General features: G+C 43.6%; 20 protein-coding genes. 19 read left to right on the top strand and 1 reads right to left on the bottom strand.

Features of this window, described 5'->3' with window-relative positions; translation table 11 throughout:
- Positions 1 to 264: 264 nt before the first annotated feature.
- The 9 genes from DXB15_RS15515 to bsh all read left to right on the top strand — a co-directional run bounded on the left by DXB15_RS15515 (position 265) and on the right by bsh (position 7989).
- A complete protein-coding gene (locus DXB15_RS15515) occupies positions 265 to 567 on the top strand; it encodes a NifU family protein (RefSeq protein ID WP_109216976.1) in 303 nt (100 codons plus the stop codon).
- 107 nt (positions 568 to 674) lie between these two features.
- The gene (gene fabZ / locus DXB15_RS15510; RefSeq protein WP_109216975.1) at positions 675 to 1112 is read left to right on the top strand and encodes a 3-hydroxyacyl-ACP dehydratase FabZ; all 438 of its coding nucleotides are present in this window, start codon (positions 675 to 677) and stop codon (positions 1110 to 1112) included.
- Between the two features lie 24 nt (positions 1113 to 1136).
- Positions 1137 to 1385, top strand: coding sequence for an acyl carrier protein (locus DXB15_RS15505; RefSeq protein WP_109216974.1), 249 nt, complete (start codon positions 1137 to 1139; stop codon positions 1383 to 1385).
- 104 nt (positions 1386 to 1489) lie between these two features.
- Positions 1490 to 2986 (top strand): AMP-binding protein, encoded by a 1497-nt coding sequence (locus DXB15_RS15500; RefSeq protein WP_243115672.1) that lies wholly within the window; start codon positions 1490 to 1492, stop codon positions 2984 to 2986.
- 383 nt (positions 2987 to 3369) lie between these two features.
- Positions 3370 to 4470: a LuxE/PaaK family acyltransferase gene (locus DXB15_RS15495; RefSeq protein WP_243115671.1), complete on the top strand. Its 1101-nt coding sequence runs from the start codon at positions 3370 to 3372 to the stop codon at positions 4468 to 4470.
- Positions 4471 to 4686: 216 nt separating this feature from the next.
- Positions 4687 to 4830 carry a hypothetical protein gene (locus DXB15_RS16990; protein WP_158582284.1) on the top strand — a complete coding sequence of 48 codons (144 nt, stop codon included), beginning with the start codon at positions 4687 to 4689 and terminating at the stop codon, positions 4828 to 4830.
- A gap of 8 nt (positions 4831 to 4838) precedes the next feature.
- Entirely contained in the window at positions 4839 to 6071 is a 1233-nt protein-coding gene (locus tag DXB15_RS15490; RefSeq protein WP_243115673.1) for an acyl-CoA reductase, read from the top strand.
- Positions 6072 to 6093: 22 nt separating this feature from the next.
- The gene (locus DXB15_RS15485; protein WP_158582282.1) at positions 6094 to 6972 is read left to right on the top strand and encodes an alpha/beta fold hydrolase; all 879 of its coding nucleotides are present in this window, start codon (positions 6094 to 6096) and stop codon (positions 6970 to 6972) included.
- Between the two features lie 39 nt (positions 6973 to 7011).
- Entirely contained in the window at positions 7012 to 7989 is a 978-nt protein-coding gene (bsh, locus tag DXB15_RS15480) for a choloylglycine hydrolase (RefSeq protein ID WP_118703435.1), read from the top strand.
- A 444-nt stretch (positions 7990 to 8433) separates the two neighbouring features.
- On the opposite strand, the gene DXB15_RS15475 is transcribed toward bsh, so the two are convergent.
- Positions 8434 to 8763, bottom strand: coding sequence for a cupin domain-containing protein (locus DXB15_RS15475; RefSeq protein ID WP_118703434.1), 330 nt, complete (start codon positions 8761 to 8763; stop codon positions 8434 to 8436).
- Between the two features lie 269 nt (positions 8764 to 9032).
- On the opposite strand from DXB15_RS15475, the gene DXB15_RS15470 reads away from it, so the two are divergent.
- From DXB15_RS15470 to DXB15_RS15425, 10 genes are all read left to right on the top strand, one after another.
- A complete protein-coding gene (locus DXB15_RS15470; protein WP_109216646.1) occupies positions 9033 to 9857 on the top strand; it encodes a TrmH family RNA methyltransferase in 825 nt (274 codons plus the stop codon).
- Positions 9858 to 9893: 36 nt separating this feature from the next.
- Positions 9894 to 11177 carry a glutamate-5-semialdehyde dehydrogenase gene (locus tag DXB15_RS15465; protein WP_118703433.1) on the top strand — a complete coding sequence of 428 codons (1284 nt, stop codon included), beginning with the start codon at positions 9894 to 9896 and terminating at the stop codon, positions 11175 to 11177.
- A 363-nt stretch (positions 11178 to 11540) separates the two neighbouring features.
- Complete coding sequence (locus tag DXB15_RS15460; RefSeq protein WP_118703432.1) at positions 11541 to 12362, top strand: basic amino acid ABC transporter substrate-binding protein; 822 nt, start codon at positions 11541 to 11543, stop codon at positions 12360 to 12362.
- Between the two features lie 204 nt (positions 12363 to 12566).
- On the top strand, positions 12567 to 13295 hold the full coding sequence (locus DXB15_RS15455) for an amino acid ABC transporter permease (RefSeq protein ID WP_118703431.1): 729 nt from the start codon (positions 12567 to 12569) through the stop codon (positions 13293 to 13295).
- A complete protein-coding gene (locus tag DXB15_RS15450) occupies positions 13282 to 14004 on the top strand; it encodes an amino acid ABC transporter ATP-binding protein (RefSeq protein ID WP_118703430.1) in 723 nt (240 codons plus the stop codon). The genes DXB15_RS15455 and DXB15_RS15450 overlap by 14 nt, the downstream gene beginning before the upstream one ends.
- A 312-nt stretch (positions 14005 to 14316) precedes the next feature.
- Entirely contained in the window at positions 14317 to 15453 is a 1137-nt protein-coding gene (locus DXB15_RS15445) for a M20 metallopeptidase family protein (protein ID WP_118703429.1), read from the top strand.
- Positions 15454 to 15769: 316 nt separating this feature from the next.
- Positions 15770 to 17761, top strand: coding sequence for a family 20 glycosylhydrolase (locus tag DXB15_RS15440; RefSeq protein ID WP_158582281.1), 1992 nt, complete (start codon positions 15770 to 15772; stop codon positions 17759 to 17761).
- A 207-nt stretch (positions 17762 to 17968) separates the two neighbouring features.
- Positions 17969 to 20578 (top strand): YfhO family protein, encoded by a 2610-nt coding sequence (locus tag DXB15_RS15435; RefSeq protein WP_118703427.1) that lies wholly within the window; start codon positions 17969 to 17971, stop codon positions 20576 to 20578.
- Between the two features lie 338 nt (positions 20579 to 20916).
- Positions 20917 to 21291, top strand: coding sequence for a CidA/LrgA family protein (locus DXB15_RS15430; RefSeq protein ID WP_118703426.1), 375 nt, complete (start codon positions 20917 to 20919; stop codon positions 21289 to 21291).
- Positions 21272 to 21964, top strand: a complete 693-nt coding sequence (locus DXB15_RS15425; protein ID WP_109216654.1) for an LrgB family protein — start codon at positions 21272 to 21274, stop codon at positions 21962 to 21964. The genes DXB15_RS15430 and DXB15_RS15425 overlap by 20 nt, the downstream gene beginning before the upstream one ends.
- Positions 21965 to 22211: the final 247 nt, after the last annotated feature.

The following is a 22211-nucleotide window of genomic DNA, read 5'->3' as shown; positions in this document are numbered from 1 at the left end:
TGTCATGCAATTGCATGACGCGCACCTCGCAACAAGAATGCCGGAGCATTCTTGAATACATCCTTTCTATGATAGTATAGGTTCGACTGAAAGGCGCGTATGAGTTACGTTGCCATCGGTAGAAAATTTTAATACCTGCATTTGTTTCCGGTTTACACAGAGACAGATGCAGGTATATAATTAAAAGATAAAATGTACGGAATAATCCGTAAAGTATCTTAAATTAATTTAAGGGCAGAATTGTATTTTTGAGGAGGAACCACCATGGGGGAATTAGAAATCAGCAAAATTGAAAAGGTTTTGGATGAACGGGTGCGCCCGAATCTGGCTCAGCATGGAGGCGATATCGAGATTGAAAAACTGGAGGACGGAGTCCTTCATGTGAGAATGCATGGACAGTGCAGCGGATGTCCTTCTGCAGAACTGACGTTGGAAAATCTGGTCAACACAGAGTTAAAAGAAGCGTTTCCGGAACTGAAAGATGTTGTGCTGGTGACAGGTGTCAGTGATGACCTGATCGCACAGGCAAGACAGATCATGCGCCAGAGAAAAGAAGCAAAAAAATAGAGATTTTCTGCAGGCAGATTGCATGAGAAAAAGATAAAAATGATCTGTAAGCAGATGGGACGCAAAAAGAAATAAGCAATAATCTGTACGCTGGGACGGAATGCAAGATGATGGAAAAAGAAGAAATCAAGAAAATTTTGCCACACAGAGAACCGTTACTTTTGGTAGATCGTGTGACGGAGCTTCAATTGCCGGATCGGATCGAAGCAGAAGTGGACATACAGAAAGACTGGCAGATCTTTCAGGGGCATTTCCCGGAACAACCAATCTTGCCGGGCATCTATATTATGGAAAGTATGGCACAGACAGCAGATATCTTGTTATTGCTTTCGGAACAGAACCGTGGAAAACTGCCATTATTTTTTCAGGTAAGCCAGATGCGGTTTTACCATCCGGTGTATCCGGGAGCGCGATTGTATCTGAGTGCACAATTAATCTCAGACGCAGGAAATGGCATGTATGACTGTAGAGTGACGGCGAAAACAGATGCGGGACGTGCAGCAGTCGGTGTGATCACACTGGCAATGAAGGCAAAATCAGAATAGCATAAAATATATGAGGATAAGACAATGACAAATCTTGAAAAATATAACAAAATTTTAAAAAGAAATTTACAGGCAACAGACGAAGATCTGAACGATGATGTGCTTGTGTATAATAGATTTAAAAGATGGGAATCTGTTCGTCATGTAGACATGGTAGCAGATCTGGAAGAAGCATTTGGTGTGTTCTTTGAAACACTGGATATCACATCTTTCAGCACCTACAGCAAAGGAATCGAGATTCTGGAAAAACTTGGCGTGGATATGAGCAAATAAGAGATTTTTCGTAAAATCTCTTACGAAAGTATCTTTTGAGAGAACACGTCATGAGAATAAAAGGTAATCTTTAAGAAGGATTATTGAAAAAAGAAGGTATGACAATGTATTTTGATATGGAATTAAAACCTGCAGACCGCCCTGCATTGCAGACGGATACAGGCATTTGCATTACATACGGTGAGCTGCGTGAGCAGATTGCAGAATTCAGACATGCAGTCCGCCAGCGCAGCTTTGTTTTTTTATTATGTGAAAATACACCGGGCGCAGTGATCGGATATCTGGGATGCTTAAATGCAGGAGCAGTACCGTTGCTGCTAAACGCTGAGCTGGATGAAACGCTGCTGCAGGAAATGTATGAGCGGTATCAACCGGAATATGTATGGATGCCGAAGAAACATGCAGAGACATGGAAACCATGCAATTTATCAGAAAAACAGAACAAAGCAGACGAAAATATCAATAAAAGTGATGAAAAAAACTGCACGATCGGATATGAAAAAGCAGAGTATGTCTTATATCAGACCGAAGCACCAAAATGTGAACTGCATCCGGAGCTGGCATTGCTGCTGGCAACTTCCGGAAGTACCGGAAGTCCGAAGCTGGTGCGACTGTCACGGCAAAATCTGGAGAGCAATGCGTTATCCATTATGGAATATCTGAAACTGACAGAGTCAGAACGTGCGATTACTTGTCTGCCGATGCAGTACACCTATGGATTATCAGTGATGAACAGTCATTTTCAAGCGGGAGCCTGTGTGCTTCTGACCACCAGCAGCGTGGTACAGCAGCAATTTTGGGATTATTTCAAATCCGCAGAAGGAACCAGTCTGGTGGGCGTTCCATATACGTATGAACTGTTCCGACGTCTGCATCTGTTTGATGACCGGACACAGAAACCGGGAGAACAACCGTGGTATCAGCATCTTCGCTATATGACGCAGGCGGGCGGCAGACTGCCGGAACCATTGCAGCAGAAAGTTGGAACATGGGCAAAAGAGCATGACATTAAATTTGTAGTCATGTACGGTCAGACCGAAGCGACTGCACGTATGAGTTATCTTCCGGCAGACCATTGTCTGGAAAAAATCGGAAGTATCGGCATTGCGATTCCGGGAGGAACCTTCCATTTGGAGGATGTTGATCCGGCAACTGGTGTCGGAGAACTGATCTATGAGGGACCAAACGTAACGCTTGGCATGGCAGAATGCCGTGCGGATCTGAGTAAAGGCGATGAACGTCAGGGTGTGTTACATACCGGAGATTTGGCAAGAATCGATGAAGACGGATTTTACTATATTGCCGGTCGCAAAAAAAGATTCCTGAAGATTTTTGGAATCCGTGTCGGATTGGATGAATGTGAGCGTATTTTGCAGAAAGCCTATGTGGAAGTTGATTGTGAATTTGTCTGTGTGGGAACAGACGATCATTTGCAGATTTATACGACCGATTCGACATGTGCGGAAACCGCAGCAGAGCTGCTGGCAGACCGACTGCATATAAGCACTCGCGCGGTGCAGGCGTATTATATTGCAGAGATTCCGAAAAATGCTTCCGGAAAAACGCAGTACAATAAATTGCAGGATAAAGTGAAGGAATAAAAAGAGTTCAAATGTTGTAGTAAGCTGCTTGTTTATCGGGTAAGAACTTTTCAAGTCGAACGTACGTGAGACTTGGTGCGTGATTCTGGTCAGCGCAAGCTGACATCTTCTTTTCAGAATCACTGCACTCTACACTCCGTTCCGGTCGGCGCAAAACCATTGTCTCCCAGACAATGTGCGCCCTCGCGGAGCATTTATCTCAGTCGGAGATTGAACTCCCACTGAGAAATACTTGTTACTACTCACCACTTGCAGAAGTGGGAGTCTCAACTCAGACTGAGATGAGACGAACTAATTGGACAAATATGGAAAAAGTGTAAATTTACACAGATATGATATATAGAAGAAAGAAAAGCATACTTTTGCATGAGGAGGGGAGAAACTTGGAGGAACAGAGAGAACATGAGGTGTATACCTTAGAAGAAGCGCAGAAAGATGAACAACTCACCACACAGTTAAAAGAACTGACGCGTTATCACAGGGAACATTGTCCGGCGTATGCCCGTATGCTGGAGGCTTCCGGATTTGATGAGTCAAATGTGACACATTATCGTGATCTTCCGTTTCTTCCGGCAGGATTATTCAAACGGATCACACTGAGCAGCATGCCAACGGAGGAAGATGATTACAAAGTCGTGACATCTTCCGGGACAAGCAGTATGGCATCCAGAATCGTGCTGGACGGAGAGACACGGACGCGCCAGCAGGTGGCACTGGCAAAGATTGGTGCAGATTTTCTTGGAAAAAAGAGACTTCCGATGCTGGTGATCGATGCACCTTCCGCGCTGTCCGGAATGCATCAGTTTTCGGCGCGGGCGGCAGGTATTCGTGGATTTTCCCTGTTTGGTAGATATCGCACTTTTGCTTTAAAGGAAGATATGTCACTGGATCTGGAAACGTTGGATGACTTTCTGGAAAAATACGGAAAGGAACCATTTCTGATCTTTGGATTTACATTCCTGATCTGGCAGTATCTGGTGCTGGCATTGGAGCAGTCTGGTTTGAAAAAAGATCTGTCACAGGGAATTTTAGTGCATGGTGGCGGATGGAAAAAACTGTCATCTCAGGCGGTATCAAAACAGGAATACAAAGCAAGATTACAGAAGGTTTGTGGTATTACAAAAGTGCATGATTACTACGGAATGGCAGAACAGGCGGGTAGTATTTTCATGGAATGTGAGTGTGGTCATTTACATGCTTCTGATTATTCCGGTATTTTGTTCCGGAGAGCGTCTGATTTTTCACTCTGTGATATTGGAGAGCGTGGAATCATTCAGGTGTTGTCGACACTTCCGGAAAGTTATCCGGGACACAGTATTTTGACGGAAGATGAGGGACAACTGCTTGGTGTGGATGATTGTCCCTGTGGACGAAAAGGTGCTTATTTTGAGGTGTTTGGCAGACTGAAACATGCACAGATCCGTGGATGTTCTGATACATTTCAGAAGAATTCAAGTCGAACGCACGTGAGACTTGGTGCGTGATTCTGGTCAGCGAAAGCTGACATATTCTTCTCAGAATCACTGCACATCTACACTTCGTTCCGGTCGGCGCAAAACCATTGTCCCCCAGACAATGTGCGCCCCCGCGGAGCGTTTATCTCAGTCGGAGATTGTACTCCCACTGAGAAAGACTTGTTATTACTCACCACTTGCAGAAGTGGGAGTCTTCTCGACTGAGATAAACATGTTAGCAGGATTATGTTAGATAATGTATGCGAGGAATCGGAAGCGGTTTTGCCAAATAGTGAGAACTGGAATCCGAAGATAAGATTGAATGTTGCAAACGAAGTGGTGCATAAGAAGTTGAAGCAGCACAGCATTTATATAAATCAGGAGAAGTAATGAATGTGATGGAAGATAGAGATAATAACTGGCAAAAAGACCTTCAGTTTTTACTGGGTGATACTGCAATTCTGGAACAACTTGCAGAACAGAAACCATATATTCCTTTTTCAGAAGAAACCATCGATTTTCTGGATGCTTTATATCAGGCACTTCGAAAAGAAAACCGTAGTGTACAGGTAGCAGATCTGGCAGCATTTTCTTTCTGGTGCAGAAAAGGAAATTTAAGTCATATCCGTGAGCAGTATGCCCGTCAATGGAACGGAAAAAGAGTGATCGGCAGAGGTGTGGCATTTCACATTGTTCCGTCCAATATTCCGGTACTGTTTGCCTTTAGCATGGCAGCATCTTTGCTGGCAGGAGATCCGGTGGTTTTGCGTCTGCCGGAGAAAGAAACGGTGCAGGAACAGATGATTTTATCGGCACTCAGACAGGTGATGGAAACACAGCCGGAATGGAAGAAACGAATTGTGATCCTTCGTTATGGTCATGTAAAAGAAGTTACGGATGCGCTTTCCCGGCTTTGTCAGGTGCGCGTGATCTGGGGCGGTGACCATAGTATTCAGGAAATTCAAAAGTCTGTATTGGAGCCGGGCAAAACAGAACTTGCTTTTGCAGATCGCCGTTCCGCAGCGGTATTGCGGACAGATGCAATTTTAGAAAAAGAAGATTTGACGGACATCGTGCGCGGGTTCTATAATGATACTTATTTGAATGATCAGAATGCATGCTCCTCTCCGTCATTGCTTTACTGGTTAGGTTCTCCGGAGCAAACGGCACTTGCCCATGAAAAATTTTGGAAAGCAGCGGCACCTTACATTCAGAGCCGCTATGAACTGGGAGCACATCTTGCTGTACAGAAGTGGGAACAGGCAATGTACCTTGCAGCGACAAAAGAAAATGTAAAGATTCAGAAATTTGGTAATGAAGTCGTATTGGTTAAACTGCCGGAGCTTTCCGCGGATGTATGGGAGCTGACCGTTCCGGGCGGATTCTTTTTCGAGTGCAGCGGAGAAAATCTGGATGGATTATATCCGGCTTTGACAAGAAAATGTCAGACGTTAACCTGTGTAAACGAAACAGAGTGTACAGAAGTTGCAGAAAAGCTGATCTGTGCGGGTGTTTCCGGTGTAGATCGGGTGGTACAGATCGGACATGCATTGGATTTTTCCCTGATCTGGGATGGGATGGATCTGATCGCACAAATGAGTAGACTGATTCTATCTCAGTTGAGAAGTTAGAAAGAAAATGGAGGCATTACCGATGGAATATCAGGTGAAAACAGCACATGGAACATTATTCTGCAGAAGGGAAGGCAGCGGACCTTTGCTGCTTCTGATACATGGTGTTGCCTGTGACAGCGAATTTTTTCGTGAGGCATCGGCAATCTTATCTAAAAAATTTACAGTGATCAGTTATGACCGGCGGGGATATAGCCGAAGCATTCCGGCAGAGGGTGAAACAGATTTTTCGGTCTGGGCGCATGCAGATGATGCGGCAGAGATCATTGGGGCAGAACTGAAACGGAAACATGAGGAAGAAATATGCTTGGAAGAGTCAGAGCCGCAGATGAATGGAGCTGAGGAACAGAGCAAAGTGAAAGATGGTCAGAATATAGGGTTTTTTGTAGCTGGTTGCAGTGCGGGTGGCGCGGTGACGGCAGCATTGGCAACAAAATATCCGGAGTTAGTACGTCAGGTATTTTTGCATGAACCACTGATGCGGGGAAGCGGTGAACTGGCAGCAGAACAGGATGCTTTTTGGGAGAAACTTCATAAAAGTGCAGAGAAGCACAGAATTATCACCTGCATGATGCATTTTGTGAATGCCATGGGCGGCATGAACCGGGACAAAGAGGGACAGTCCATGGAGCAGCAGAGCCGAAATCTGAAAAATCTGGAGCTGTTTCTGGAGAAAGAAATGGATAGTTTTTCGAATTTAAAACTGGAGGATTTTAATATATCGGTTCCGGTGACGGTAGCCTGCGGTTCAGATGATAAAACCGGAATGTTTCATCGATCTGCTTATCAGGCTGCAGAAACCAAAGGATGGAAACACAAGATCGTGCCGGGATATCACAATTTTGCTTCTGATGAACCGGAAATGTTTGCGCAGTGTATCGTAGAAGAATTTTTCGAATGATTTTGTCTATAATATGGGATATAAATGGAGGAAAACAACATGTGTACAGCAGCAACTTATAAAACGAAAGATACCTATTTTGGCAGAACATTAGATTACGAATTTTCTTACGGAGATGAACTGACCATCACGCCACGCAATTATCCAATGCAGTTTCGTCATGCAGGAAAAAGTGATGAAAATTATGCAATTCTTGGCATGGCGCATGTAGTCGGTGATTATCCGTTATATTATGATGCCATCAATGAAAAAGGGCTTGGCATGGCAGGCTTGAATTTTGTCGGAAATGCCGTATATCAGGATTTGTCAGAGGAAAAAGAAAATGTGGCACAGTACGAATTTATCCCATGGATCTTGCGTCAGTGTGCAACCGTGCAGGAAGCAAAAGAATGCTTAAGCCATATGAATCTGGTTGGAACGCCATTCCATGAAAGTTTACCGACGGCGCAGCTGCACTGGATTATTGTGGATGCGAACGCAGCAATTACCGTGGAATGCATGGCAGATGGTCTGCACGTATATGATAATCCGGCGGGAGTACTGACTAACAATCCGCCATTTCAGCAGCAGATGTTTCAGCTGAATCAATATATGCATTTGTCACCGCGACAACCGGAAAATCATTTTTCAGATAAACTGGAGTTGCAGGCATACAGCCGCGGCATGGGTGCATTGGGGCTTCCGGGAGATTTATCATCCACGTCCCGTTTTGTGCGGGTGGCATTTACAAAACTGCATTCGATTTCCGGGAATTCAGAAAATGAGAGCGTCAGCCAGTTTTTCCATATTTTAAATTCCGTAGATCAGCAGCGTGGATGTTGTGAAGTTGCAGAAGGAAAATATGAGATTACATTGTATACTTCCTGTTGCAATCTGAACAAAGGAATTTACTATTATACAACTTACGAAAACCACCAGATTTCGGCGGTGGATATGCATGCGGAAAATTTGGATGCCACGGAGCTGATTCGCTATACTCCGATTACGGGAGAGCAGATCTGTTGGCAGAACAAGTAATAAGGTATTGTTTCAAAATCTGTTATTAGAAATGTAATAGTCATTCTGGATTAAATAATAGGAAAAACCAGAAAATGTGAATATAAGAATTTTGCCAACAAATGTAAAAATTTATCTCAGTCTGAGATGAGACTCCCACTTCTGCAAGTGGTGAGTAGTAACAAGTATTTCTCAGTGGGAGTTCAATCTCCGACTGAGATAAATGCTCCGCGAGGGCGCACATTGTCTGGGAGACAATGGTTTTGCGCCGACCGGAACGGAATGTGGAGTGCAGTGATTCTGAAAAGAAGATGTCAGCTTGCGCTGACCAGAATCACGCACCAAGTCTCACGTGCGTTCGACTTGAAATATGAAAAATCCCCTGCTTTGCAGATTCATGACATGTTTTGCAAAACAGAGGATTTTTGCCATTCTATTTGTTTTTTTTGATAGTCGGTTTTGAATTTAGAATACAACCACTAACAGCATTTTAAACTGTTCTTTGCCGTAAACAGCATGCGGATGTTTTGCTGGCATAACAATGGATTCACCCTCATGCAGTTCATGTTCTACGCCATCAATGGTGATGCGTCCGACACCGTCCAGGCAGGTAACGAAAGCATCTCCGCCAGACTCATGTGTGCTGATTTCTTCGTCTTTGTCAAAGGCAAATAAAGTAACGCTTAAAGCATCGTTCTGAGCAAGTGTTTTGCTGACAACCTGACCCTCCTGATAAGCAACTTCATCTTTTAATACAAGCACTTCGGCTTTGTTTATATTTTTCATCATAGACATATGCGATGTCCTCCTTTTCTTTGATACTATGTAGTATATCCCTGATGATACAAAAAAACTGTGGTTATTACCACAAAATGGAAGAAAAGCGGTAAAAAACAATGAGCGTCGGCTACCATATTTCATAAGATTATGCTAAAATTGTGAATAACTTGGAGAAACTTTTTCCCAGATGATAGGTGGTGCGCATAGTAAATGCGAATAAGAGCGCGCATTATTTTTTTATGAAAAACTGTTTTGGGGAAAAGGATACAGGAGTATAAAAATAGATGGCAAATATAATAGAGATTACAGATTTTGCGGCACCGGAGTTGGATATTTATGCGCGGTATTCTGAAGTACAATTATTGCGCATTAATGAACCGAAGCCGGGTATTTTTATCGCGGAAAGTCCGAAAGTCGTGGAACGAGCGCTGGATGCGGGATATGAGCCGATTTCCATGCTGGTGGAGCATAAACATATTGAAACGCAGGCAAAAGAACTGATCGCACGTTGCGGGGACATTCCGGTTTACACCGCAGAATATGACGTGTTGACAAAACTGACCGGATTCGCACTGACGCGGGGAATGCTGTGCGCCATGAAACGGCGGACGCTGCCAACAGTAGAGGAAGTTTGCAGCAATACGCGGCGGATCGCTGTTTTGGAAAATGTCGTCAATCCCACCAATGTTGGCGCGATTTTTCGTTCGGCAGCGGCATTACACATGGATGCGGTGCTTCTGACACCGGGATGCAGCAATCCGTTGTACCGCAGAGCCATGCGGGTGAGCATGGGAACCGTATTTCAGGTGCCTTGGACGATATTTCCGGAAAAAGAAAAATGGCCGGAAGATGGCATGGCAAAACTACAGCAGCTTGGATTTAAGACAGCGGCCATGGCATTGCGAAATGATACCGTTAATATCGATGATCCAGGTCTGATGAGTGAGGAAAGATTGGCAATCGTGCTTGGCACAGAGGGAGATGGACTTTGTGAAGATACCATTGCAAACTGTGACTATACAGTGAAAATACCGATGGCGCATGGTGTGGATTCCCTGAACGTGGCAGCAGCCAGTGCCGTAGCCTTCTGGCAGTTAGGCAACCGATAAAAAGATGATTTTGTTGAGAAAGTGAGAGAGAAACGTATGTTATTTCAGGAACAGGTAAGAAAGGTAAAACAGGCAGCTCCGAAGCTGGCAGCAACCACAAACGAACAGCGAAATGCCGCTTTGACAGCAGTCCGCGAAGCATTATTGCAGCATCAGGCAGAGATTTTTGAAGCAAACAAACAGGATCTGGCACAGGCAGAAGCAGATGGCGTATCCGGTCCGGTACGGAAACGTCTGAAATTTGACGAAGGAAAACTTCGGGATGTGACAGCAGGCATATCAGATCTGACCAAGATGGAAGATCCGCTGTTTCAGACACAGTTTGCCAGAGAACTGGATGAGGGATTGGTGCTGAAACGTGTCACCTGTCCGATCGGCGTCATCGGTGTTATTTTTGAGGCGCGTCCGGATGCATTGGTGCAGATTTCCGCATTGTGCATCAAGAGTGGAAACTGTGTCATTTTAAAAGGTGGCAGAGAAGCACTTCGCAGCAACAAAAAACTGTTTGACATTATTCATGAAGCAATTATTGACGCAGGACTTCCAGCAGACTCCATGATGCAGCTGGAAGCACGTTCTGAAATCAATGAACTTCTGGAATGTCATGAATCTGTGGACCTTTTAATTCCGCGCGGCTCCAACGCATTTGTGCAGTACATTATGAATCATACGAAGATTCCGGTAATGGGACATGCAGATGGCATTTGCCATATTTATGTGGATAAAGATGCAGATCTTGCGAAAGCAGTTCCGATCATTGTGGATGCGAAAACCCAGTATGTGTCTGCCTGCAACACAGTGGAGACACTTCTGGTTCACGAAGCTATCAAAGACCAACTGCTTCCAATGTTAAAAGAAGCACTGGATGCGAAAAAAGTAGAACTCCGTGGAACGAAAGACGTTGCGGCAGTTGTGGACTGTGTGCCGTCCACTGAGGCAGATGATAAAACAGAATATCTTGATTACATTCTTTCTGCAAAAACAGTCAAAAACATGGATGAAGCAATCGACCATATCAACCACTTCGGTTCGCATCACACTGACTGTATCATTACAGAAAATCCGGATGTGGCAGAGCACTTTATGAATCTGGTGGATTCCGCGGGGGTATATCAGAACTGTTCCACCCGTTTTGCAGATGGTTACCGTTATGGATTCGGTGCGGAAGTCGGCATTAGCACCGGAAAACTTCACGCCAGAGGACCGGTTGGACTGGAAGGCCTGGTAAGCTACAAATACAAATTGTACGGAACCGGACAGATCGTGGACGATTATGCTTCCGATAAAAAGCAGTTCCACTTTAAAAATATAACAGAATAAGAGATAACGTTAAGAGAAGAAATCCTCTTTGATAGATCACAGGTAACAAGATCTGTCAGAGAGGACTTTTGCATGAAACAGAATATTTGCATGAAACAGAATGCCGGAGCATTCTTGAATTATGCATAAAAAAGTGCATAAAATAGTGCATATATGCATAAATAAACAAGAAAGATGTATAAAATGTACAGTTAGACTGAAAAAAATATGCATATAATATTAATTTTTATGCACAATCACCATTGCAATCTCCTTTCAATGGAATTATAATGAACAGCAGTTAGTGAAAAGAAAAAGACCAGAAGGAAATGGAATATCACATGACATTTTTTCTGATCGGATGTAAAAAGAGGAGAGAAAAACATGAAAGCAAAGAAAATCGTAGCCCTGGTGGCAGCTGCAGCAATGGTATTTTCCATGGCAGCATGCGGAAGCACAGCAGATAACAGTTCAGATGCAAAAGACACAAGCGCAGCAGCAGAATCTGCAGATGATTCATCATCTGATAAAGATACTTTAGTTATGGCAACAAACGCAACTTTTCCGCCGTATGAGTATGTAGATGGAGAGGAATACAAAGGAATCGATATTGAAATCTCACAGGCGATCGCTGATGATCTTGGTATGAAACTTCAGGTAGATGATATGGATTTTGATTCTATCATCCCGGCAATCACAACAGGAAAAGCAGATATGTCTCTGGCAGGTATGACTGTTACCGAAGATCGTAAGAAAAACGTAAACTTCTCAGACAGCTATGCAACAGGTGTACAGGTTATTATCGTTCCGGAAGATTCTGATATCACGGGACCGGATGATCTGTCTGATAAACTGATCGGTGTTCAGCAGGGAACAACAGGAGATATTTACTGTTCTGATACACCGGAAAAAGGTGGATATGGTGAAGACCATGTTGTCGCTTACCAGAATGGTGCAAGTGCTGTTCAGGCATTAAAGACAGGTAAAGTTGATGCAGTTGTTATCGATAACGAGCCGGCAAAAGCATTCGTAGCTGAGAATGAAGGATTAAAGATTCTTGACACAGAGTATATCACAGAGGATTATGCGATCGCAATTGCAAAAGATAACACAGAGTTATTAGACAAAGTAAATGCATCTCTTGCAAAATTAAAAGCAGACGGAACCGTTCAGTCTATCATTGATAAATATATTAAAGCTGAGTAATCGATTTCGTACAGGAAATATTGTTACAAAAGGTAACGAAAGAACTGTAAAAAATAGTGGGACAGCAATAGACGCTGTCTCATTTTTTTGCTATAATAAAATTCAGTGTTTGAACGCAGGCTGCAAAGTGGCTGCGTTCATGAGCAAGTAACGAAAGTGGATTGCAAATGTCCGCTTTACAATTTACAGAAAGGAGAAAAGTGAATGAAAGAATGGTTTTTAAGCCTTGCAGATGGATTTTCACAGACGTTTATTGAAAGCGACCGCTGGGTATTATTTGCAAAAGGTTTTGGTGTTACGATTCGTGTGGCAGTGCTTGCACTTTTAATGGGTATTGCAATTGGTATTCTTGTAGCGATCGTTCGTACCAAACATGATACCAAGAAGAAAAATGCACATGGCTTCGGCAATGTGATCTTAAATATTTTAAATGCAATCTGTCAGGTTTATCTGACTGTGATCCGTGGAACCCCAATGATGGTTCAGTTGATGATCATGTATTTTGTTATCTTTGCATCCAGCCGTCATTCTGTTGCAGTAGCAACTCTGGCTTTTGGTATCAACTCCGGAGCTTATGTAGCAGAGATTGTACGTGGAGGTATTATGTCTGTGGATGCAGGACAGATGGAGGCAGGTCGTTCCCTTGGTATGAATTATACCCAGACCATGCGTCACATCATTATTCCGCAGGCAATCAAAAATATTCTGCCGGCTCTGGGCAATGAGATGATCACATTATTGAAGGATACTTCTCTGATGACCGTTACCGGGGCAAAAGATCTGATGAAAGCAGCACAGAGCGTTACAGCGGTTACCTATCAGCCGCTTATGCCGTATGTTAGTATAGCAGTAATTTATCTTGTATGCGTTATGGCATTATCCAAGGCACTTGCTGTATTTGAGAGGAGGTTGAGAAACAGTGATAGACGTTAGAAATCTGGAAAAAAGTTTTGGCGATCACAAAGTTTTAGATGGAATTAATGAACATATTTATCCGGGAGAAAAAGTCGTTGTCATTGGACCTTCCGGTTCCGGAAAATCAACCTTTTTACGCTGTCTGAATCTGTTGGAGCAGCCGACAGCAGGAACCATTACTGTAGACGGTGTAGATATCACAGATCCAAAGACAGATATTGATAAAATACGTCAGAGAATGGGTATGGTATTTCAGCAGTTTAATCTGTTTCCACATCTGACGATCAAAGAAAATATCAAGCTTGCACCGGTGACATTAAAACTGATGTCTGACAGCGAAGCTGATCAGAAAGCTGTGGAACTTTTAGAGCGTGTCGGTTTGCCAGATAAGGCAGAGGCATATCCGAAACAGCTTTCCGGTGGACAGCAGCAACGTATCGCGATTGCGCGCGCTCTTGCAATGAATCCGGAGGTAATGCTTTTCGATGAGCCGACATCCGCGCTGGATCCGGAGATGGTTGGAGAGGTTCTTCAGCTGATGAAAGAACTAGCCGATGATGGAATGACCATGGTGGTTGTAACTCATGAGATGGGCTTTGCCCGCGAGGTTGGAACCCGTGTGCTGTTCATGGATGGGGGAAATATTGCCGAACAGAATAATCCGAAGGATTTCTTTGAGAATCCGCAGAATCCACGATTACAGGAATTCTTGTCCAAGGTGTTGTAAATTCTTTTGTGGCTAAACTTTAGGTTGTGAAAACGCCAGTCATCAATCTTACCTCTGCAGCTAACAATCGCTTGCCGAGGAAAGATTGCCTGACTGGCGTTTATTTACTTTTTAATCAAATCAAGGAAGTCCCCTGCTTCAATTGCGAAAAGCAATAAGCAGGGGTGGGGACTTGCTTGTATCAGGAGGGGTGCAAGCCCCTTCTGATAAGCTGCAAAGCAGCTATTTGGTTATGAGCAAGTAGCGTAGGCGGATTGCGAATATCCTTTGACTGGTATCATAAAGAAAATGATAAAAACGCAGGAGCACATTATGAAAAAAGAAAATCGGGACAAAATAGTGGCACTTCGCCATGACCTGCACTGTCACCCGGAATTATCTATGCAGGAGCAGGAAACGAAGAATCGCCTGATCACATTTATAAAAGAAAATATACAGCTTGAAGTCATTGACCGAGGAAACTGGTTTTACGTACAGTATACAACCAAAAGGCAGTCAGAAATGCCAGAGGCAGACACGAAACCGCCGATCGCATTCCGTGCAGACTTTGATGCATTGCCAATTTTGGAAGACGCAGAAAGTTTACCCTACGCATCAGAAAATCCCGGAGTCAGCCACAAATGCGGGCATGACGGACATGCATCCGCATTGGCAGGTCTGGCATTAGAACTGGATGCAAACGGCGCAGACAGGGACGTATATCTGATTTTTCAGCATGCGGAAGAAATCGGTCGCGGAGCGCAGGAATGTGTTCCGTTGATAAAAGAAAAAAAGATAGCGGAGATTTACGGTTTTCACAACTGGAGCGGTTTTCCAAAGGGAGCGGTTGTACTTCGGGAAGGCGTCAGCCAGTGCGCTTCCAGAGGTCTGACTATTACGTTTACCGGGAAAAAATCTCATGCAAGTATTCCGGAGCAGGGAAAAAATCCATCAGTGGCAATCGCAAAACTGATTTTATATGTGCAGAATTTATTACAGGCAACAACGTTTGAGCAGCTTGTACTGGCAACGATCGTGAATGTAGAAATTGGCACGAAGGATTTTGGAATATCTGCCGATGAAGGTGAGATTTCCTTTACACTTCGGGCGGCGTTGCAGCGAGAACTGGATGAATTGGAGCAGATGATCCGCACGCAGGCAGAAAAGTCTGCAGCCGAAGAAGGATTACAGTTATCCTATGCCTATGATGATCCGTTTCCGGAAACTGCAAATGATGCAAAGGCTATCGAACGGGTGAGAAACGCGGCAGAAAAATTGCATCTTCCAGTGGTAGAACTGACGGAGCCGCTTCGTGCATCGGAAGATTTTGGCTATTATACGAAAGAATGTCCGGGGGCGATGTTTTATCTTGGTAATGGTGAAGATTATCCGGCACTTCATACGCCAGAGTATGATTTCCGGGATGAATTATTAGAACTGGCAGTAAATATTTTTCAGAAATTGATATAATCCGGTTAAGGAAGCTATCTGATTTGTTGATAAAGATTTGATGAATGATAGATTGAGAAGTAAATGCAGGAGAAGGAAAACAAGTAAATTTATATCAGATGGGAGATGACTCCCATCTCTATAGGTGGTGAGAAACAAGCTAGTATCAATGGTGGGAGCCAATCCCCCATCTGATATAGCCTCCGGCAGGATTACAGAGGTGCGCAGTTGAAGTATGTCATGCAATTGCATGACGCGCACCTCGCAACAAGAATGCCGGAGCATTCTTGAATTAAAACAAAGAATCGAAAAATTTACGGTAAGGAGAAGAAAAAATATGTACATTATTCCAAGACCACAACAGTGGTATCAGAAAGAGGGAACGTTTACACTAAAATATGATCGGAGAATTGTGCTTAACAGCAACTGCCCGCCGGAAGTTTATGAAGACGCACAGATGCTGCAACAGGATCTGGAGGAATATGCAGGCTTTTGTACAACTATCAGTTGTGGAATCCCAGAAAACGGGGACATTTGTTTACAGTTGGGCGAGCACATGAAGGAGCAGGAGTATACACTGCTTGTTCAGGCGCATGGTATCTGTATCACCGGTGGCAGTGCAGTCGGCATTTTTTACGGTATTCAGACACTGCGTCAGATCATAGAGCAGTGCGGATGCTGTATTCCGTATACAATTATTGTGGATCAGCCGAAAATTTTGCACCGGGGATTTTATCACGATGTGACAAGAGGAAGGATTCCGACGATGGATTACCTGAAAAAGCTGGTAGATCGCATGGCATTTTACAAACTGAACCAGTTACAGCTTTATATGGAGCATACCTTTTTGTTCCGGGGATTTTCTGAGGTTTGGAGAGATGATACACCACTGACGGCAGAGGATATTTTGGAGCTGGATGCTTACTGTAGAAAACGGCATATAGAGCTGGTTCCGAGTATTGCCTGCTTTGGTCACTTGTATAAAGTGCTTCGGACAAAAACGTATGGTGAGCTGTGTGAGATGCCCGGAATGGAAAAAGAGCCTTTTGGATTCGTGGATCGCATGCGGCATCATACTCTGGATGTGTCAAATCCGGAGAGTATCCAGCTGGTAAAAGCGCTGATTGACGAGTTTATGCCTCTTTTTACCTCACAGTATTTTAATATCTGTGCGGACGAAACTTTTGATCTGGGAAAAGGAAAAAGTGCAGCGCTGGCAGAAGAAAAAGGAACACAGCGCCTGTATCTGGATTTTGTAAAAGAACTCTGTGAATATGTGGTGAGCAAAGGTAAAACACCGATGTTCTGGGGCGATATCATTTGTGAGTTCCCGGAGGCAGTACAGGAACTTCCGAAAGAAACCATTTGTCTGAACTGGGGCTATGATGCGGACTGGCCGGAGGATTCTACAAGAAAATTGTCGGAAGCTGGAGCGAGACTTTATAACTGTCCGGGTGTCAGTGGATGGGATCAGCTGGTGAATCAGATTCGGGTTTCCTATGAAAATATCAGCAGAATGTGTCAGTATGCCTCAAACTATCATGCAGAAGGTCTGTTGAATACAGACTGGGGCGATTGTGGACATATCAATCATCCGGATTTCAGTCTGCCGGGAATGATCTATGGAGCGGCTTTTTCGTGGAATCTGGAGATTCCGGAATTTGAAGATATCAATCGTCAGATTTCAAGAGTTGCTTACGGAGATGAGACGGAAACACTGGCGTCTGTACTGGCACGGATTTCAGAGAGCTGGAAGTTTACATGGCGGAATATGGTAGATTTTCTGGAACAGGATGGATTGAAATTGGCACAGATGGGGAATCCTACAGACAGAAAAGCACTGTTAGATGAACTGGAAAAACTGGTAAAAATAGAAGAACCGGCGGTTTATCAACAGGCAGCACAGGAACTGGAAACTATTCAGCAGGAACTTTATGCAGCGGTGAGCCATTTACCGGTTGGCCGACGGGGAAAAATCCGGGCATATCTGATCGCGGTACAGGGAATGATCTTGTTACAGAAAATCGGAGCAGTTCTGGCGGATTTCATAGCGTTGATGGAGGCACAGGGAAAAGAACCAGCAGAGGATCAGACGGTACAGTCCGATATAAATATGGAAAACGATATTAAAAGAATTCCAGAACATCAGGAAACAGAAAATGCTCACAGGGAAGAACAATGGAATCTGGCGGAAGATCTGGAATATTGGTTATATGATTACAAAAAACTGTGGCGAAGTGTCAGCAAGGAAGCAGAGCTGCATCGCATTGAGCATGTAATCTGCCAATATGCTGATTGGCTGCGTGTATTTGACAAAATTTGCGATTAAAATATAGCATCGTGCACCTTGTTTTAAAGAAAAATATACCAGCTTTCGCTGACCAGAATCACGCACCAAGTCTCACGTGCGTTCGACTTGAATTGTAAGTTCTTAAGAAAAATTCAGAATTTCACATAGTAGATTTTCAAAAATTTCTGCTAAACTGAATGTGTTGCTAAGGAAAAGAGAAAAAAGCAGCAATGAGGGATAGTGGAAATGAAAGAAAGAGTAATAGAAAATACACAAAGAAAATATAAACAGAGCAGTCTTTGGGCGGGAACAGAACCAAAGCAGGAGAAGCGAAACCAGATGCTCCAGAATGTGGTATTTACCGGGATTCTGGTGGCAGTGTTTTTCCTGCTCATTGGTCTAATCCTGCCGGAAGGCTGCTTTTATGGTTCCACCATTGACTGGTATGATCAGCATGTGACGCTGGCAGAAACCATCCGCCGCACCTGCATGGAAGAAAAAACGCTTGCACCGGCGTGGATGATCATTGGCGGCGGCAATAATGGATTTCAGTTTGCCTATTATGGGTATTTCCGTCCGGATATTATTCTTGGATGTCTGCTGCCACAGGTGCCGATGACGTTTTTGATTCCGGCATATGCACTGTGCAGTTATCTGGCAGCAGTGTTATTAATGCGTTACTGGCTTCGACTGGAAGGTATGTCTCCTTTTGGCGCATTTTTCGGCAGTATGCTGTTTTTGCTGGCAAACTGTTTTTTCCAGACACATCGCCAGATTATGTTTGTGAATTATTTACCATTTTTGCTTTTGGCGCTGATCTTCCTGAAAAAACGAAAATTTGCGCTGATGTCGGTCAGTCTGACACTGATCTATCTGCATAGCTTTTATTATGCGATCGCCTGTTTGGCAGTGATCGGATGGTTTGCGGTAGGAATGTTACGACGGGAAGCAGACTGGGCAGGAAAGCGGAAACTGCTGTTTCAGGTGGTAACCAGTGTGATTTTATCCATAGGAATGGCAATGATGCTGTTGCTGCCTACCTTTATGGCAATTCTGGAGCATAAGCACAGCGGAGAAAAAGCAACAACACTTACGGATCTTATGCTTCCGAATGCACAGAATCTGCTGTATTCCCCGTATGGCATGGGATTGACGGTGATTTGTCTGTACCTGCTGCTTCTGGGATTGACCATCAGAGAATATCGCTGGCAGTCAGCACTGTTATTGCTTGGAAGCCTGTTTGGCGTGGCACCCTACATTTTAAATGCAACGCTGTATGCAAGGGGAAAAATTTTGGTTCCGTTTGTACCGGTGGTTCTTTTGTACTGCATGAAGATTTTTCAGAAAATCCGCCGTGGAGAAGTGCGCTGGAGATTTTGGATATTTCTTGTCTTTGCCGGAGTCATTGCGTCCCAGTGGGGACAGGCATGGTTCTGGTGGGTGATATTGGATACCGGCATTTTGCTTGTGGCTGCCCTTGTGGATACGAAATTGAGGAAAAAACAAGAGGTGAATGGATGCTCAGATATCGGATGTGAAACCGGCATTGTGCGTTATCTGTTTTTGTTTATCATGCCATTTCTGATCTATGTGCGTCTGGCAGATGGGGAAAACTGGCAGGGAATGCCGACTTCTGAGGCGCAGGAGCAGAATTTTACCGAAGAAGAGTTGCAGGCAATCTGCGGAAATAAGCTGTATCGCTGCAACAAGCTGACGGATGCAAAAAAAGAGTGCAATGCGCTGCAGTTTTACGGACAGCAGACGACGACTATGTATTCCTCTGTGACCAACTCTGCATATCAGAATTTTTACTATGATCTGACCAAGATGCCGATTCAGATCAACAACCGCACGGCACTCCTGGAAGAACGAAATCCGCTGTTTGCACAGCTGATGGCAGAGCGTTATGTGCTGACTACTGAAAATAAAATCCCTTATGGATATAAAATCGTTGCACAGCAGGGAAAAAATGTAATTGCAGAAAATCCAAACGTGCTGCCAATCGCATATACGACTTCAGACTGTATTTCAGATCAGCAGTTTGAAGCACTTGGTGATACGCAGAAAATGACAGCACTCAGTCGTTACACGGTTGTAGAAGATGCGTCAGATTCTGTTTCCGTATCTGATATGGAGCAGATTTCATTGCCGGCACTGGATTCCAATGAGGTGGAATGCTCTGACAATGTAAAAGTGCAGGCAATCAATAACGGTTATCAAATGAAAGTTACCGATAAAGGAACAATCCGGATTCCATTAGATTCCGCAATGCAGAACGGAACGTTGTATTTCCGGTTTCGGGTAAACAACCATACAGAAAAACCAGTGGTAATCTCTGCAAATGGAAGAAAAAATAAACTGTCGGGCTTAAGTGCACCGTACCCGAATGAAAATAATTGCTTTTCCTATATGTTAAAAGAGCGTGGCAATGACAAATATATTATGCTGCGGTTGTCAGAAGGCAGCTATGACATTACTGACGTGGCATGTTATGTGTTCCCGGGTCAACTTCTTGCGGATAAGCAGGTGGAAGCAGCAGAACTGGTTTCAGAGGATCAGTGGGAGAAAAACAGTGTATTAAAATGCAATGTGACCGCATCTGAGGATGAATATTTTGTAACTTCCATTCCGATGCAGAATGGACTGAAACTGTATGTGGATGGCAAAGAGACGAAAATAGAGACTGTAAACACAGCATTTGCCGGAGCAAAACTCTCATCCGGTTCTCATACGATAGATCTGCGGTTTGATCCGCCGGGACAGAAATATGGGATGATGGCAAGTCTGCTGTCGGTGGTATTGTTTGCCATATGGTCAGTGGCGACTGTACTGTACAGACAAAAGCATCACAGATGAAAATTAGTCACAAAAATGATGGAAGAAATTTGTTAATAAGAGATAGGAATGAAAATGGGCACTTTTGGATGAGGTGTCCATTTTGTTTTCAGAAAATTAGATTAAAAACACATTCAGATATGCTATTTTAAGAGGTGATGATAAGAATAAAATTTTGCAGTGATACAGAGAATAGATTTAAAATAAAAATAATTTCTTTTTTACTAAAATTGGTAGCACCAATGTATTGAAAATTATGAAAAAGCTGATATAATAATTGAGATAATGAAATTGCATTTTAAGGAAAAAATAGTTACCATAAAATGTAGACTTTTTGACCAGAGAAAAGAGGCGTTGTTATGAAATATATTCGTCAATTTGTCACTATTCTTTTTATCTCTTTTATTGGAGAAGTTTTGAAATATGTATTGCCGCTGCCGATTCCGGCAAGTATTTACGGACTGGTGCTGATGTTTATTTTGTTAGAGACAAAAGTACTGAAAGTGGAAGCGGTTCAGGATGCAGGAAAATTCCTGATAGAGATCATGCCGATGATGTTTATCCCGGCTGGTGTTGGTCTGTTAAATGCATGGGATAAGTTAAAACCAGTGTTGGTTCCGGTTATCGTGATCATGTTTATCTCAACGATCGCAGTTATGGGAATATCCGGAAAAGTAACACAGACGATGATTGAAGCAGAGGAGCGTAAGAAAAATGAAGGACATTCTGAGTAATTCTATGTTTTTCGGCGTACTGGTGAGTATCCTTGCATATGAAGTTGGTGTACTGCTGAAAAAGAAATTGAAATTTGCACTGTTAAATCCGTTACTGATCTCCATCGTGATCATTATCCTGATTCTGGTGGGATTCCATATTGATTATGATACATACAACGATGGCGCACAGCTTTTGAGCTATCTGCTGACACCGGCAACGGTATGTCTGGCAATTCCGTTATATGAGCAGATGGAGCTGTTGAAGAAAAACTGGAAAGCCATTATCGGTGGTATCGTGGCGGGGGTTTTGACCGGCGCAGTCTGTATTTTAGTACTGTGTCTGATCTTCCGACTGGAGCATGATATGTATGTTACCCTGCTTCCGAAATCCATCACAACAGCGATCGGTATGGGGGTATCAGAGGAGTTGAACGGTATCGTAACCATCACTGTTGCAGTTATCATTATCACCGGTGTGGTTGGAAACGTGCTGGCAGATTTTGTGTACAAGTTGTTCCATGTTACCCATCCGGTAGCAAAAGGAGTCGGACTTGGTACTTCCGCCCATGCGATTGGTACCGCGAAAGCTCTGGAAATGGGTGAAATCGAAGGTGCCATGGGCGGCTTATCCATTGCAGTGGCAGGTATTCTGACGGTTATCGTAGCTCCGATTTTTTCACATATCATATAGTATGTAATGTATATGGCTCTGCTGAGATGAATTGGATTCAGCATGCTTAAAACTATGAAGCAATGCAGATGATTTTGTAAGCGCTGAGCAGAAAACAATATCAGAAAAATGAAAAGCGGCTCATTTATGAGTAATATGCCCTCTTTTAGACAGACAGTAAAAACTGTTTATTTGAAAGCGGGCATTTTTTATGAAAAACGGTATGTTCATATATGTGTTGTTGCCATTGACTAATACTGTTGGTCAG

It is taken from the genome of Roseburia sp. OM02-15 (assembly GCF_003481835.1).
Classification (GTDB): Bacteria; Bacillota; Clostridia; order Lachnospirales; family Lachnospiraceae; genus Eubacterium_I; species Eubacterium_I ramulus_A.
This window is presented reverse-complemented; position numbering and strand designations above follow the sequence as displayed.

Excerpts from the sequence above, each read along its gene's own strand:
- DXB15_RS15465 (WP_118703433.1), top strand. The coding sequence starts at position 9,894 with ATGTTATTTCAGGAACAGGTAAGAAAGGTAAAACAGGCAGCTCCGAAG.
- DXB15_RS15515 (WP_109216976.1), top strand. The coding sequence starts at position 265 with ATGGGGGAATTAGAAATCAGCAAAATTGAAAAGGTTTTGGATGAACGG.
- DXB15_RS15435 (WP_118703427.1), top strand. The coding sequence starts at position 17,969 with ATGAAAGAAAGAGTAATAGAAAATACACAAAGAAAATATAAACAGAGC.
- fabZ (WP_109216975.1), top strand. The coding sequence starts at position 675 with ATGATGGAAAAAGAAGAAATCAAGAAAATTTTGCCACACAGAGAACCG.
- DXB15_RS15470 (WP_109216646.1), top strand. The coding sequence starts at position 9,033 with ATGGCAAATATAATAGAGATTACAGATTTTGCGGCACCGGAGTTGGAT.
- DXB15_RS15425 (WP_109216654.1), top strand. The coding sequence starts at position 21,272 with ATGAAGGACATTCTGAGTAATTCTATGTTTTTCGGCGTACTGGTGAGT.
- DXB15_RS15445 (WP_118703429.1), top strand. The coding sequence starts at position 14,317 with ATGAAAAAAGAAAATCGGGACAAAATAGTGGCACTTCGCCATGACCTG.
- DXB15_RS15460 (WP_118703432.1), top strand. The coding sequence starts at position 11,541 with ATGAAAGCAAAGAAAATCGTAGCCCTGGTGGCAGCTGCAGCAATGGTA.
- DXB15_RS15505 (WP_109216974.1), top strand. The coding sequence starts at position 1,137 with ATGACAAATCTTGAAAAATATAACAAAATTTTAAAAAGAAATTTACAG.
- bsh (WP_118703435.1), top strand. The coding sequence starts at position 7,012 with ATGTGTACAGCAGCAACTTATAAAACGAAAGATACCTATTTTGGCAGA.
- DXB15_RS15440 (WP_158582281.1), top strand. The coding sequence starts at position 15,770 with ATGTACATTATTCCAAGACCACAACAGTGGTATCAGAAAGAGGGAACG.
- DXB15_RS15475 (WP_118703434.1), bottom strand. The coding sequence starts at position 8,763 with ATGTCTATGATGAAAAATATAAACAAAGCCGAAGTGCTTGTATTAAAA.
- DXB15_RS15490 (WP_243115673.1), top strand. The coding sequence starts at position 4,839 with ATGGAAGATAGAGATAATAACTGGCAAAAAGACCTTCAGTTTTTACTG.
- DXB15_RS15455 (WP_118703431.1), top strand. The coding sequence starts at position 12,567 with ATGAAAGAATGGTTTTTAAGCCTTGCAGATGGATTTTCACAGACGTTT.
- DXB15_RS15500 (WP_243115672.1), top strand. The coding sequence starts at position 1,490 with ATGTATTTTGATATGGAATTAAAACCTGCAGACCGCCCTGCATTGCAG.
- DXB15_RS16990 (WP_158582284.1), top strand. The coding sequence starts at position 4,687 with ATGTTAGATAATGTATGCGAGGAATCGGAAGCGGTTTTGCCAAATAGT.
- DXB15_RS15430 (WP_118703426.1), top strand. The coding sequence starts at position 20,917 with ATGAAATATATTCGTCAATTTGTCACTATTCTTTTTATCTCTTTTATT.
- DXB15_RS15485 (WP_158582282.1), top strand. The coding sequence starts at position 6,094 with ATGGAATATCAGGTGAAAACAGCACATGGAACATTATTCTGCAGAAGG.